This window comes from Streptomyces sp. NBC_01224, from assembly GCF_036002945.1.
In the GTDB taxonomy this organism is placed as follows: domain Bacteria; phylum Actinomycetota; class Actinomycetes; order Streptomycetales; family Streptomycetaceae; genus Streptomyces.
Map to the genome: position 1 here is coordinate 4,534,706 of NZ_CP108529.1, position 14,105 is coordinate 4,548,810.

At 67.9% G+C, this 14,105-nt stretch carries 13 protein-coding genes and 1 tRNA gene; 8 read left to right on the forward strand and 6 right to left on the reverse strand.

The window, feature by feature from the left end:
* Positions 1-137: 137 nt before the first annotated feature.
* The 8 genes from OG609_RS20150 to OG609_RS20185 all read left to right on the forward strand — a co-directional run bounded on the left by OG609_RS20150 (position 138) and on the right by OG609_RS20185 (position 8,945).
* Positions 138-866, forward strand: a complete 729-nt coding sequence (locus tag OG609_RS20150; protein WP_327274082.1) for a YcnI family copper-binding membrane protein — start codon at positions 138-140, stop codon at positions 864-866.
* 46 nt (positions 867-912) lie between these two features.
* Positions 913-1,566, forward strand: coding sequence for an SCO family protein (locus OG609_RS20155; protein ID WP_327274083.1), 654 nt, complete (start codon positions 913-915; stop codon positions 1,564-1,566).
* Positions 1,563-2,012, forward strand: coding sequence for a copper chaperone PCu(A)C (locus OG609_RS20160; protein WP_114245584.1), 450 nt, complete (start codon positions 1,563-1,565; stop codon positions 2,010-2,012). Before OG609_RS20155 ends, OG609_RS20160 begins: the two co-directional genes overlap by 4 nt.
* Before the next feature lie 14 nt (positions 2,013-2,026).
* Positions 2,027-3,985 carry a copper resistance CopC/CopD family protein gene (locus OG609_RS20165; protein ID WP_327274084.1) on the forward strand — a complete coding sequence of 653 codons (1,959 nt, stop codon included), beginning with the start codon at positions 2,027-2,029 and terminating at the stop codon, positions 3,983-3,985.
* 8 nt (positions 3,986-3,993) lie between these two features.
* Complete coding sequence (gene efeB / locus OG609_RS20170) at positions 3,994-5,307, forward strand: iron uptake transporter deferrochelatase/peroxidase subunit (RefSeq protein WP_385648480.1); 1,314 nt, start codon at positions 3,994-3,996, stop codon at positions 5,305-5,307.
* 27 nt (positions 5,308-5,334) lie between these two features.
* Positions 5,335-6,270 (forward strand): prephenate dehydratase, encoded by a 936-nt coding sequence (pheA, locus tag OG609_RS20175; RefSeq protein ID WP_327274085.1) that lies wholly within the window; start codon positions 5,335-5,337, stop codon positions 6,268-6,270.
* Between the two features lie 603 nt (positions 6,271-6,873).
* Positions 6,874-8,151, forward strand: a complete 1,278-nt coding sequence (gene serS, locus OG609_RS20180; RefSeq protein WP_327274086.1) for a serine--tRNA ligase — start codon at positions 6,874-6,876, stop codon at positions 8,149-8,151.
* Complete coding sequence (locus OG609_RS20185; protein ID WP_327274087.1) at positions 8,148-8,945, forward strand: HAD family hydrolase; 798 nt, start codon at positions 8,148-8,150, stop codon at positions 8,943-8,945. The genes serS and OG609_RS20185 overlap by 4 nt, the downstream gene beginning before the upstream one ends.
* Before the next feature lie 81 nt (positions 8,946-9,026).
* Here OG609_RS20185 and OG609_RS20190 read toward each other — a convergent pair.
* From OG609_RS20190 to OG609_RS20215, 6 genes are all read right to left on the reverse strand, one after another.
* Positions 9,027-9,114: transfer RNA gene (locus OG609_RS20190), tRNA-Ser, on the reverse strand.
* Positions 9,115-9,421: 307 nt separating this feature from the next.
* Positions 9,422-10,117: a hypothetical protein gene (locus tag OG609_RS20195; RefSeq protein WP_327274088.1), complete on the reverse strand. Its 696-nt coding sequence runs from the start codon at positions 10,115-10,117 to the stop codon at positions 9,422-9,424.
* Between the two features lie 322 nt (positions 10,118-10,439).
* Positions 10,440-11,159, reverse strand: coding sequence for an ABC transporter permease (locus OG609_RS20200; RefSeq protein WP_327274089.1), 720 nt, complete (start codon positions 11,157-11,159; stop codon positions 10,440-10,442).
* Positions 11,160-11,189: 30 nt separating this feature from the next.
* Positions 11,190-12,101 carry an ABC transporter ATP-binding protein gene (locus tag OG609_RS20205; RefSeq protein WP_327274090.1) on the reverse strand — a complete coding sequence of 304 codons (912 nt, stop codon included), beginning with the start codon at positions 12,099-12,101 and terminating at the stop codon, positions 11,190-11,192.
* Complete coding sequence (locus tag OG609_RS20210) at positions 12,098-13,006, reverse strand: ABC transporter permease (RefSeq protein WP_327274091.1); 909 nt, start codon at positions 13,004-13,006, stop codon at positions 12,098-12,100. The genes OG609_RS20205 and OG609_RS20210 overlap by 4 nt, the downstream gene beginning before the upstream one ends.
* The gene (locus OG609_RS20215; RefSeq protein ID WP_327278117.1) at positions 12,996-13,985 is read right to left on the reverse strand and encodes an ABC transporter ATP-binding protein; all 990 of its coding nucleotides are present in this window, start codon (positions 13,983-13,985) and stop codon (positions 12,996-12,998) included. The genes OG609_RS20210 and OG609_RS20215 overlap by 11 nt, the downstream gene beginning before the upstream one ends.
* Positions 13,986-14,105: the final 120 nt, after the last annotated feature.

Consider the following 14,105-nt stretch of genomic DNA (forward strand, 5'->3'; position numbering starts at 1 on the left):
ACTCGACTCACGCACCCACCCGGTGCCGTGCGAGTCGGCGTAGGCATGCCGCACATGAGGTAGAGGTGTCGCGATGCCGTCGCGCACCCGCGCGCCGGACCACCTTTCCTTCGTGCTTCCGTGGAGAGACTCCTGTCATGAACGTTTCCCGCATTGCCCTCGCCGGCGGCATCGCCGCGTCCACCGTGCTGATCCTCGCCGGTACGGCCTCCGCGCACGTCAGCGTGCAGCCCCAGGGCGAGGCCGCCAAGGGCGGTTACGCCACCGTCAACTTCAAGGTCCCCAACGAGCGCGACAACGCCGCGACGACCAAGGTCGAGGTCAACTTCCCGACCGACCACCCGTTGGCCTCCGTCATGCCGCAGGCCGTGCCCGGCTGGGACATCGAGGTCACCAGGAGCAAGCTGGCCAAGCCGCTCGAGATGCATGGCCAGAAGATCAACGAGGCCGTCTCCAAGGTCACCTGGACGGCCAAGGGCGACAAGGACGAGCGCGGCATCCGCCCGGGCGACTTCCAGCAGTTCCCGCTCTCCATCGGCCAGCTTCCCGAGGACGCCGACCAGCTGGTGTTCAAGGCCATCCAGACGTACGACAACAAGGAAGTCGTCCGCTGGATCGAGGAGCAGAAGGACGGTGCCGCCGAGCCCGAGAGCCCGGCACCGGTCCTCAAGCTGACCGCGGCGACCGCCGACGAGCACAGCGCAGCCGCCGGCGCCACCGCGAAAGCAGCGGACAAGCAGACGACGGCCGCGTCGGACGAGTCTTCCAGTGACACCACGGCCCGCGTCCTCGGCATCGTCGGCATCGTCATCGGCGCCGCGGGGGTGACCTTCGGCGTCCTCGCCGGCCGCCGCCGCACCGCCTGACCCACAGCCCCATCAGTCCCACCGACCCACCAGGAATCAGTGCTCCATGCGTAAGAAAACGGTGCTGGCCGCGGCGTTCGTCGCCGCGGCCGCGCTCACCCTGTCCGCCTGCGGCAGCAGCGACGACGGCGCGAAGAAGCCCATCGCCGATGTGTCCGTCCAGGCCAAGACCAAGGCCGCGACGGTACTCGACCAGCCGTTCACCAAGCCCGACCTCGTCCTCACCGACACCCACGGCAAGAAGTACGACCTCCGTGAGCAGACCAAGGGCAAGCCGACGCTGATCTACTTCGGCTACACCAACTGCCCCGACGTCTGCCCGCTCATCATGAGCAACATCGCCATCGCCAAGAAGTCCCTCCCCAAGGCCGACCAGGACAAGCTCCAGGTCGTCTTCGTCACCACCGACCCCGAGCGGGACACCCCGGCCTCACTCGGCAGCTGGCTCAAGGCCCAGGACGCCTCCTTCATCGGCCTCACCGGCGACTTCCCGACCATCCAGGCGGGCGCGCGCCAGATCGGCATCGGCATCGACGCCCCGAAGAAGGAGAAGGACGGCACGGTCGTCTCGATGCACGGCTCCCAGGTCATCGCGTTCTCCCCGAAGACCGACAAGGGGTACCTCGTATACAGCGAGGACACCTCGCCCGACGACTACACCAAGGACCTCCCCAAGATCGTCAAGGGGGAGACTCCGTGAACCGCCGCACCACCCTCGCCGGCGTCATCGCCCTCACCACCGGGCTGACACTGGCGGGGTGCTCGTCCTCGGACAGCAAGCCCGAGCTGAAGGTGACCGGCGCGTTCATGCCGCAGCCCGTCAGCGACATGGCGGCCGGTTTCCTCGTCGTCAAGAACAGCGGCGGCACGTCCGACCGGCTCACCTCGGTCACCAGCCCGCTCTCGGACGACGTCACGATCCACGAGACGAAGAACCAGACGATGCGCATGGTGACGTCCTTCGAGGTGCCCGCGGGCGGCGAGCTGGATCTGGAACGCGGCGGAAGCCACATCATGTTCATGAAGCTCAAGCAGCAGCCCAAGCAGGGCGAGAAGGTGTCCGTGGAGCTGCACTTCGAGAAGGCCGACCCGATAAAGGTCGACCTTCCCGTGAAGGAGACCACCCACAACCCGAAGAAGCAGTGAGGGACTGACTCGCCATGACAGCCACCGCCCCGCACTTCGGACCGTCCCCGTCCACCCACGCGCCACGCCGCCCACTCGCCGCGGCCGCACTCCTCGCCGCCCTTGTCGGCATGGTGTTCGGCCTGCTGCTGGGCGGCGCGGGCCCCGCGTCCGCGCATGCCGCGCTCACCGGGAGCGATCCGCAGGACGGGGCGGTGGTCGACACCGCTCCCAAGGAAGTCACTCTCACCTTCTCCGAGCAGGTCGCCATGGGCGACGGCTCCATCAGGGTCCTGGACCCGGGCGGCAAGCGCGCCGACACCGGCGCCGCACCACGTGATCTGCAGAACGGCTCCACCGTGAAGTACGGCGTCTCGCTGCACACCGGGCTGCCCGACGGCACGTACACCGTCGCCTGGCAGGCCGTCTCCGCGGACAGCCACCCCGTCTCGGGCGCCTTCACCTTCTCCGTCGGAGCCCCCTCCAAGACCACCGTCGCCCTCCCGACGGACGAGGCCGGGGGCGGCCTCGTCGGCACCCTCTACGACATCGCGCGCTACGCCGCGTACGCCGGTTTCATCCTGCTGGCCGGCGGCGCCGCCTTCGTATTGGCCTGCTGGCAGCGCGGGGCGGGCGCACGCCCCCTGCAACGCCTGGTCGTACGCGGCTGGATGACCCTCACCGCGGCCACCCTGGCCATGTTGCTCCTGCGCAACCCGTACACCGGCTCCGGGAAGCTCGTGGACGCCTTCGACCTCGACGGTCTGAAGGCCGTGCTCGACACCAAGCCCGGGGCGGCACTCGTATCCCGGCTGCTGCTGCTCGGCGCCTCCGCACTCTTCGTCGCCGTGCTGTTCGGGGCATACGCGAAGCGCGACGACGAGCGCGAGAAGAAGGACCTCACCTTCGGACTGGCCATCGGCGGCACGGTGATCGCCGCCGGGATCGCCGGGACCTGGGCACTCGCCGAACACGCCTCGACCGGGATCCAGCCGGGCATCGCCATGCCGGTCGACGTGCTGCATCTGCTGGCCGTCGCGGCCTGGCTGGGCGGGCTGGCGGCCCTGCTGGTCGCCCTGTACCGGACACCGGACATCGAAGCCGCGGCCGTGCGGCGCTTCTCCCGCATCGCGTTCGGCAGCGTGCTCGTACTCACCGCCACCGGGATCTACCAGTCCTGGCGCCAGGTCGGCACCTGGTCCGCGCTCACCGGCACCGGGTACGGGCAGTTGCTGCTCGTGAAGGTGGGGCTCGTTGCCGTCCTGGTCGGGATCGCCTGGATCTCGCGTCGCTGGACCGCACGGCTGATCACGAGCGGAACCGGCGGGGAGGGAGCGGAGCTCCGGGCCGACGCCAGGGACGAAATCGAAGTCGAGGAGTCCCGGGCCCCGGGTGCGTCCGACACCGTGGCCGAGGACCCCGCGCGGGCGACCCAGCTCGCCCGGCAGAGGGCCGCCGTGGCCACCGCCGAGAAGAAGCGGATCCGCGATGCCGACCCCGACCGGTCCGGCCTCCGCCGTTCGGTGCTGGCGGAAGTAGGGGTCGCCGTGGCGCTGTTGGCCGTGACGACCGTACTGACCTCGACCGAGCCGGGACGTACCGAGGAAGAGGCGGCCCGCGCCTCGACGGCGGCAGCCGCCCCCGCGGCCGAAGGCCCGGTCAATCTGACGCTGCGCTTCGACACAGGCGGCGAGAACGGCAAGGGAACGGTGCGGATGGACATCGACCCCGCCCGTACCGGTGCCAATGAACTCCACATCTGGATCGACAGCATCGACGGCAAGGCCATGGACGTCCCCGAGCTGAAGCTCGCCTTCACTCTGGGGTCCAAGGACATCGGCCCGCTCCCCGTCGTCCCTGTCCGGCTCACCGAGGGCCACTGGACCGCGAGCAACGTCCAGATCCCGATGGCGGGCAACTGGAAGGTCGCGGTGACCGTGCGTACGTCGGACATCGATCAGACGACCATCGACAAGAACGTGAAGATCGGCTGAGCAGGATCGTGAGCGGAAACAGCAACAGGAAGACCTCCGCAGGCAGCGGGGACGACAAAGCCCGTGGCAGTGGCGCCATCTCTCGGAGGCGGCTGCTCGGCAGCGCGGGCGCGGCCGGTGCGACCGGACTGGTACTGGGTGCGGCGGGCGGCGCGACCGGCTATGCAGCGACCCGGACCGACGAGCCGACCGCTCTGACCGCGGTCGGCTCCACCCAGGTGATGTTTCACGGGAAACATCAACCGGGGATCACCACTCCGCTTCAGGCCCGCGGCCATCTCATCGCCTTCGATCTGGCGCCCGGTGCGGGACGGAAGGAAGCGGCTGCCCTGATGCGCCGATGGTCGGCCGTGGCCCGGCGCCTGATGGCCGGCGAAGCCGCCGACAGCGGTGCGGCGGACGGCGCCGCCCATGACACCGGGATCGCGCTGGATGCCGGACCGTCCTCGCTGACCGTCACCTTCGGCTTCGGCCGCACCTTCTTCGAGCGCACCGGCCTGGTCGGCCAGAGGCCACCGGGACTCGACCCGCTGCCGCCGTTCTCCTCCGACCACATCGACGCCAAGCGCTCCAACGGTGACCTCTGGGTACAGATCGGCGCCGACGACGCACTCGTCGCCTTCCACGCGCTGCGTGCCGTGCAGAAGGAGGCCGCCCCGGCCGCCAGGGTCCGCTGGCAGATGAACGGCTTCAACCGTTCCCCCGGCGCCACCGCGCAGCCGATGACCGCCCGCAATCTGATGGGCCAGATAGACGGCACCGGTAACCCGAAACCCGCCGAGAGCGACTTCGACCGGCGCATCTTCGTTCCGGCCGGGACCGATACGAAGTACGACTGGCTGGCAGGCGGCTCGTACGCGGTCGTCCGGCGGATCAGGATGCTGCTCGACGACTGGGAGAAGCTCCCGGTCGGACGGCAGGAGCAGGTCATAGGGCGCCGCAAGCAGGACGGTGCTCCGCTGAGCGGTGGTGCCGAGACCACCGCGATGAACCTCGACAAGGCGGGCCCGGACGGCAAGCTCCTGATCCCGGACAACGCCCACGCCCGGATCTCCTCCCCCGAGAAGAACGGCGGCGCGGCCATGCTGCGGCGCCCCTTCTCGTACCACGACGGCATCTCGGCGGACGGCACTCCGGACGCCGGGCTGCTGTTCATCTGCTGGCAGGCGGATCCGCTGCGGGGGTTCGTTCCCGTGCAGCGCAAGCTGGACCGCGGCGATGCCCTGTCGCCGTTCATCCGGCACGAGGCCAGCGGCCTGTTCGCGGTGCCGGGCGGTGCGGCGGACGGCGAATACGTGGGTCAGCGGCTACTGGAGTCCTGAGAGACCGGGGCACATTAGGGTGACGGTATGTCCGCCACGCGCTACGCATATCTCGGCCCTGAAGGCACCTTCACCGAGGTCGCCCTCCGTACGCTCCCGGAAGCCGCCACCCGCGAACTCGTCCCGATGGTCTCCGTACCGCTGGCTCTGGACGCGGTACGCAGTGGGGCCGCCGCGGCAGCGCTCGTACCGATCGAGAACTCCGTCGAGGGCGGCATCACCGCGACGCTCGACGAGCTGACCACCGGCGAACCGCTGATGATCTACCGCGAGGTGCTGCTCTCCATCACCTTCGCGCTGCTGGTGCGGCCGGGCACCAAGCTGTCCGACATCAAATCGGTCACCGCGCACCCGGCCGCGCAGCCGCAGGTGCGCAACTGGATGGCCGCCCATCTCCCGGACGCCCTATGGGAGTCGGCGGCCTCCAACGCCGACGGTGCCCGGCTGGTGCAGGAGGGCCGGTACGACGCCGCCTTCGCCGGTGAGTTCGCGGCGGCGACCTACGGTCTCGAACCGCTGGTGACCGATATCCATGACGCGGTGAACGCGCAGACCCGCTTCGTCCTGGTGGGCCGCCCGGCCCGGCCGGCGGCGCCGACGGGTGCGGACAAGACATCGGTGGTCATCTGGCTGGGCGAGGACCATCCCGGTGCGCTGCTCGAACTGCTCCAGGAGTTCGCGGTGCGCGGGGTGAACCTGATGCTGATCCAGTCGCGGCCGACCGGAGCCGGCATCGGGAACTACTGCTTCGCGGTGGACGCCGAGGGGCACATCGCGGACCGCCGGGTCGGCGAGGCATTGATGGGGCTGAAGCGGATCTGCCCGAAGGTACGGTTCCTCGGCTCGTACCCGCGGGCCGAGGTGGCGTTGCAGGACGTACGGCCACTGCGGGCGGGAACGTCGGACGCGGAGTTCATGGAGGCCTCCGACTGGCTGGCCCGCAATCTGGACGGTCGGGGCTGACGACGGTCCGGGACTGCCGGTCCCGGGGGCCGGTGCGCCTGAACCGCCCGTGCTATCCAGCGCTTTTCTTCATCCACAGAGTTATCCACAGGGGTGGTTCTCGACCTGGGGACAAGTCGACACTCCAATGCGACATGGTCGACATATCCCCCCAGTCGGCTCAGATACATCCACAGGCCGGCAGGTCGCCCGGGTTGCCCCGTGTCACCTGAATTCCATTGATCAACTCTTTTGGGCGGCGAATTCCCACCCGAACGAGCGTCTGAAGTGGGTTTGAGCGGGGAATCCGTGAGCCCCTAAGCGGCTTTCGGAATGATCTCTTCCAGTGTCCACAGATCTTCCTCACAGCCTGTGGATAACTTTGAAGAGCGCCAACGCCTGTGGACAAGCGATGCCCAACTCCCCTGCCAGGCAAGGCGAATCCGTCAAGACGGTCGACACCTTCTGCCCCATTTAGGGGAATAAACTCTTTTCATTGACGATCGAGATCAACCCCGGTCACGTAATACCCTCCAGCATTACCAATTCAGGCAATTCGGGCAAAGTGACACGCTTGGCAATATCGGTTCGAGCTGGAGAAGCGCACACCGGTAGCCTGGAGGGGTGATTGACCTTCGCCTGCTCCGTGAGGACCCCGACCGTGTTCGCGCCTCCCAGCGCGCCCGTGGAGAGGACGTCGCGCTCGTCGACGCCCTTCTCTCCGCCGACGAGCGGCGCAGGTCGTCCGGCGTCCGCTTCGACGAACTCCGCTCCGAGCAGAAATCGCTCGGCAAACTCATCCCCAAGGCTTCGCCCGAGGAGCGTGCCGAGCTCCTCAAGAAGGCCGAGCAGCTGAAGGTCGACGTCAAGGCGGCCGACGCGGCACAGGACGAGGCCGACGCCGAGGCCAAGAGTCTGATGCTTCAGCTCGGCAACATCGTCCACGAGGACGTGCCGGTCGGTGGCGAGGAGGACTTCGTCGTCCTGGAGACACACGGCACGATCCGTGACTTCGGGGCCGAGGGCTTCGAGCCCAAGGACCACCTGGAGCTCGGCGAGAAGCTCGGCGCCATCGACATGGAGCGTGGCGCCAAGGTCTCCGGTTCGCGCTTCTACTACCTGACGGGTGTCGGCGCGCTGCTGGAGCTCGCCCTCGTCAACGCGGCGATCGCGCAGGCCACCGAGGCCGGCTTCGTCCCGATGCTGACGCCTGCGCTGGTCCGCCCGCGCGCCATGGAGGGCACCGGCTTCCTCGGCCAGGCCGCGGAGAACGTGTACCACCTGGAGAAGGACGACTTCTACCTGGTCGGCACCTCCGAGGTGCCGCTCGCCGCGTACCACATGGACGAGATCATCGAGGCCGACAAGCTGCCGCTGCGGTACGCGGGCTTCTCACCGTGCTTCCGCCGCGAGGCCGGTACATACGGCAAGGACACCCGGGGCATCTTCCGTGTCCACCAGTTCGACAAGGTCGAGATGTTCTCGTACGTCGACCCGGCGGACGCCGAGGCCGAGCACCGCAGGCTCCTGGACTGGGAGAAGCAGTGGCTCACCGCTCTTGAGCTGCCCTTCCAGGTGATCGATGTCGCCACCGGCGATCTGGGGGCCTCGGCCTCCCGCAAGTTCGACTGCGAGGCGTGGATCCCGACGCAGGGCAAGTACCGCGAGCTGACGTCCGCTTCGAACTGCGACGGTTTCCAGGCGCGCCGTCTGTCCGTCCGGATGCGCGACGGTAAGAAGGTCCAGCCGCTGGCGACGCTGAACGGCACGCTGTGCGCCGTACCGCGCACGATCGTGGCGATCCTGGAGAACCACCAGCTGGCCGACGGCTCCGTACGGGTGCCCGAGGTGCTCCGGCCGTACCTGGGCGGGCGCGAGGTTCTGGAGCCGGTCGCCAAGTGACCTTTCCGTACAAGCTCGTCGCGACCGATCTCGACGGCACTCTGCTGCGTAACAACGACACGGTCTCCGAGCGCACTCGTGAGGCACTGGCCGCGGTCACCGCGGCCGGTGCCGCGCACATCATCGTCACCGGTCGCGCTGTTCCGTGGACCCGGCACATCCTGGACGACCTGGGTTACGAGGGGCTCGCGGTCTGCGGCCAGGGCGCGCAGGTCTACCACGCGGGTGAGCGCAAGCTGCTGACCTCACTGACGCTGGACCGGCAGCTCGCCGGTCTCGCGCTGTCCAAGGTCGAGGCCGAGGTCGGCCCGTTGGCACTGGCGGCGAGCCGCGACGGGCTCGACGGCGAAGTGCTGGTCGGCCCCGGATACCGCGTACAGGAAGGGCCGCTTCCGGCTGTCTTCGCGGAGGACCCGGCCGAGTTGTGGTCGGCCCCCCTGAACAAGGTCTACATCCAGCATCCCGATCTCGACGACGACGCACTGGCGAAGGCCGCGCGATCGGCCGTCGGCAACCTGGTCGACGTGGTCATGGCCGGTCCTGGTGTGGTGGAAATCCTGCCGCTGGGGCTGAGCAAGGCGACCGGACTCTCGCTTGCCGCGCGCCGGCTGGGTCTGAAGGCCGCTGACACTCTGGCCTTCGGTGACATGCCGAACGACATCCCGATGTTCGCCTGGGCACAGCGGGGTGTGGCAATGGCCAATGCGCATGAGGATCTGAAGGCCGTGGCCCAGGAGATCACCGCGTCCAACGAGGACGACGGCATCGCTGTGGTGCTGGAGCGGCTGCTCTAGTCGTACGGGTACGGGCAGAGGTTCGGGCGCGGGCGGCTGGATCGGCCGCCCCACTCGTACTGGTACCCGACACTGCTGCTGCGGAGGATGCGCGGATCGAACGCGCGCGGGGTTCACTGCCCCGACGACGGCTTAGCAAGCCGCTGCCTTACCACTCGGCCAATCCTCCGGGAGGGCGGCCGCACGATGCGCAGAAACCGCCCCGGGCGTCCTGCTCCGATCGGCACGGCGGAGTCGTCGGTGACTACTCCGGTGCCGGCTCGGGCCCGCCCTGCTGGGAACTCGACGGACTCGGACTCTCGGTCATCGTCGCGCTCCTCTCCCGGCCTGTGGCGTACATGTCGGCGTGCGGCTGTTGTCGTCGGGTCGTGCTGCGCCGGTTTCGGCGCGTACTGCACCAACTACAGTGACCGGGACGGCCTTTCGCTGCCACCCAATTTCCGGGCATCGCCGAAAGGCCGTGAACGGCCTTCGGATCAGCGCCGCTTGTTGCGGCGGCTCAGATCCTTCAGGTGGCGGGCGAGATCGTCCATCCTTCCGTCGATACGGACGATGTCCTCCGACAGGTGGCCCAGCCGCACGCTCATGGCGCCGACGACCTGATGTGTGACGTCCAGCCTCCGGTCGAGGCTGTCGAGCCGGTGCGACATCCGGTTGAGGACGGGCCCGAGCTCCTGAAGCGCGCTGCCCACTCCTGCGAGGCAGCTCTCGACCCGGGTGACGCGGTGTTCGAGCGAGGCATAGCCCGCGCGCAGGTCCTGCTCGGCATCGAGCAGATACGTACGGACGCATCGGGCGATGTCGCTGTCGCGAAGAAGCATCGCGACATTGAGCACGGTCCTGCGGGTGTAGACCCTGAGCTGAGTCGCCGCCTGTGGATAACTTTCCGGCACCTCACCCGCCCATAGCGACAGCATGTCGCTATGGAAAGAGCGCAGCTCAGCGCCGCGCAGCACTCGCATCCCGTTTTCCAGGAGCTCGTCCTGATGGCGGTCCGTGAGCCTCCTGACCGCGGTTGTGGATACTTCGAAGTAACGGGCCACATCCTCTGCGCGAAGGTGAATTCCGTCCGGGAGCATGACAAGACTCTTGACCTTGTCGAGGACGTCGACGCGTCCCATCTGCTCGACGCGCAGCGCACGCGATTCGAGCAGAGCAACTTCTGTGGGCATGGACATGCCTTCCGATCGTGAAACCGACGATGGACAGCCCTGTCCCGGGCCTGAGGGGCGGAGGACGCTCACGGTTGCCACTCACTCAATGACCGACCCGGCGGGTACTCCCTCACCGGCATCGGCGATCCCTGATTTCACGAAAGCTACGACGCCACAGATTCCAACTGCCTCCACGCACCCTGCACAACGAACCGATAACCGTACAGTTACGCGTACTACTGTCCGAAATGCGTCAACCCTCGCCCAGGAGGCGAGGGTTGACGAAGATCGAAGTGATCAGAAACGGAGCACGGCAGAGGTATCCGGGGGGAACCCCCGATCACTCCTCGCCGGCCAGCTTCAGTGTGCGCAGCTTCTGGCCTGCGTACCAGGTCGCCACCACAGTGACCGCCACCAGCAGGACCGTCGCGACCGGCAGCCCGACATCGGAGGTGATCGCGCCGGACCCGCCGACCTTCTCGGCAACCGCGAGGGACCACTGCTGAACGCTGAGCGTGCGCGCCCCCGGCACCAGGGTGCCGAACAGGGCTTCCCACACCAGCGCGTAGACGAGGCCGAAGACGACCGCGTGCCGGCTGACGGTGCCCAGCAGCAGGAACAGCGAGCTGTACGCGATCGAGGCGACCAGCGCCGCGATGGTGTAAGCCACCGCGATCTGCTGGCCGTTCCCGTTGAGGATCAGCCCGGCGATCAGCGTGGGCAGTGCGGAGAAGACCATCGTGACGGCGATGGCCACGATCAGCTTGGTGAAGATGATCGTCGGCCGCTTCACCGGCTTGGCCAGCAGATAGACGATCGATCCGTCGTCGATCTCTGGACCGATGGCTCCGGTTCCGGCGATCACGCCGATGAGCGGCACCATCGTGGCGATGGCGAAGCCGCCCAGCACATCCGAGGCGACCTGGTCATCGGCTCCGGCGAAAGCCCGCACCGCCACGGCGATGATCACCAGCAGCGCCGGCAGGACGAAGAGGATGGCGGCCCGGCGCCGGCCGAGCAGGGCCCGGTAGGTGAGCCGGGCGACTGTGGGGTCGTACATGACGCTTCACAGCTCCTTTCAGGCCACTACTCAGGCCGCTACGAGATAGGAAAAGACCGATTCGAGGGACTCATCGGACGGCGAAACGGTCAGAAGGCGAATTCCGTGGTCACGTGCGACCTTCGGCAGCAACTCGGTGAAGCGTCCGAAGTCGACCGCCTGGATACGCAGGGCCTGTTCGCCCAGGTCCACCTCGATACCGGCGGTCGACGGGTCGGCGATGAGCGCGGCAGCGAGGGCGCGGTCGTCGCTGGAACGTACGAGATAGCGGTGCGGACGGTCCGTCATCAGCCGGCGGATCTTCCGGAAGTCACCGGATGCCGCGTGCCGTCCCGCCACGATCACCTCGATGTGCGAGGCGAGTTGTTCGACCTCTTCCAGGATGTGGGAGGAGAAGAGCACGGTACGGCCCTCCGCCCCCATCCGCCGCAGCAGCGCCATCAGCTGCATCCGCTGGCGCGGGTCCATCCCGTTGAACGGCTCGTCGAGCAGCAGCACCGACGGTTCGTGGACCAGGGCGGACGCCATCTTCACGCGCTGGCGCATGCCCTTGCTGTACGTCGAGATCTTGCGGTCCTGCGCGTACTCCATCTCGACCGTGGCCAGCGCCTTCTGCGCCGCCGCATCGCCGAGTCCCTGCAGTTCCGCATTGGCGACGACGAATTCGCGACCGGTCAGGAAGTCGTACATCCCTTCCCGTTCCGGCACGATCCCGATCTCCTTGTACACCGCTTCATTGCGCCAGATCGGCCGGCCGTCGAGCGTGACCGTGCCGGTCGACGGGGCGAGGAAACCGGCCATCATATTGATCAGCGTGGACTTTCCCGCGCCGTTGGGGCCGAGCAACCCGGTGACGCCCGGGCCCACCGTCATGCTCACGTCGTTGACGGCGACCACATTGCCGAACCAGCGCGAGGTGTGGTCGATCTCGATGGTGGTCACAGCCCGACCCTCCGGTAGCGGCGCATCAGTACGGCGTACGAGCCGGCGACGAGCGCGAGAACAACGAACAGATAGACCACGCCGGCCCCAGCCCCCGGACCTTCCGCTCCGGGGAAGGCCGAATTGGCCCCGAGGAACGCGGTCTGCACACCGCCGATCAGCGTGATGGGGGAGAAGAGCCCCAGCCACTCGATGGCCCCCGCTGAACCCGTCTGCCAGGCAATGGCCTGGACCGTGGAGACCGCGCCGTAGGAGATGGTCAGTACGGCGATCACCGCGGCGACACCGAAACCGCGGCGCGGTGTCAGCGCGGCCATCACCAGGCCCAGTCCGGCGAAGAGCACGGACAGCAGCGCCACCGAAACCAGCCCCTGCCCGAACCCCTTGGTCTGCTCGGCGAAGTCGAACTTCCCCAGCAGTGCGCCCACATAGAGGATGACGAGCGGCGCCCCGGTGAGGATGAAGAGCGCGGACGCCATGGCCGTCAGCTTCGCGACGACATAGTCGACCCGCTCGATCGGCCGCGAGAAGTACAGCGGCACGCTCTTGAAGCGCAGGTCACGGGAGACGGACTGCGGTGCCTGCGCGGCGAGGAAGAGTCCGATGACGGCCTGCAGATAGATCGCGAACGCCGTGTACTTGATCGGCAGAGCCGTGGCCCCCGGGGCGGCGATGGCGACCGCGACGATGATCGCCGCGACCATGCACATCACACCGAACAGCAGCATCGGCAGCACCTTGGACTTCGCGGAACGCCCCAGTCCGAAGGAACCCCGCAGGGACTGCGAGTAGAGCGAGCGCCGCGCATAGCTGCGTCCCAGCCGCGTGCCGTCGTAGGAGCGGTACCCGATGTTGTGGATCCGGGAGGTCTCGCTCCCGCTCACGGCTCCGGTCTCAGTGCTCATCACGACCGCTCCCCTTCTGCTGTACGGCCCCGACAACCGCGGACACGGTCTGCGTGACGGCTGCGGCGTGCGGTGCCTCTTCGGTACGGAAGACCTCGGCGATGTGGTGGCGCCGCTGCTCCATCCGTACGAGACCGAGCCCGAGCCCGGCGACGCTGTCGCGCACGATGTCGTACGTCTCCTCGCCGGTCGCCTCGACCAGCAGGATGTGGCCCGCACCGGGCAGCCCCTGCCCGTCGAGACCGTCGTGGCCCACGAGGTTGACGCCGGCCCGGGTGAGGACCTGACGCAGCGCGTCGGTGCCGTCCGGGTGGGTGTCGCTGTCGGTGACCTCGACCGCGAGGGTCGTGGTGGTCTGCGTGAAGTCGCTGGTGGAACTGGAGCGCAGAAGTGTGCCGCCATCGATGACGACGACATGGTCGCAGGTGCGTTCCAGCTCGCCCAGGAGGTGCGAGGTGACCAGGACCGAGATGCCGAAGTCCGTGTGTACGCGGCGGATCAGCCCGAGCATCTCGTCACGGCCGACCGGGTCGAGGCCGTTCGTCGGCTCGTCGAGGAGGACCAGCTGCGGGTCGTGGACCAGTGCCTGGGCCAGTTTCACGCGCTGCTTCATGCCGGTCGAGTAGCCGCCGATGGGGCGGTAGCGCTCCTCGTACAGACCGACGTGGCGCAGTGTGTCGGCGGTGCGCTCGCGCGCTGCCGTCGGCGGCAGTCCGGACATCCGCGCCATGTGGACGACGAACTCGGTGGCCGAGACGTCCGGCGGGAGGCAGTCGTGCTCGGGCATGTAGCCGACCCGTTCCCGGATGGCGGCGCCATTGGTGGCGACGTCGAGTCCGAGCACCGCGGCCCGGCCTTCGGTGGCGGGGGACAGACCCAGCAGGATCTTGATCAATGTGGACTTGCCGGCCCCATTGGAACCCACCAGGCCGGTCACACCGGGTCCGATGTCCAAGGAGAGCCGGTCAAGCGCGGTCACCCGGGGGAACCGCTTGCTCAGGCTTTCGGTCGCGATCACAGTCACGTCTTCAAAGGTAGTGGCGCGGACCACACCGGTCGTCAGCCCTGGCGGCTGGATCCGCATCAGACTCCAGACGTA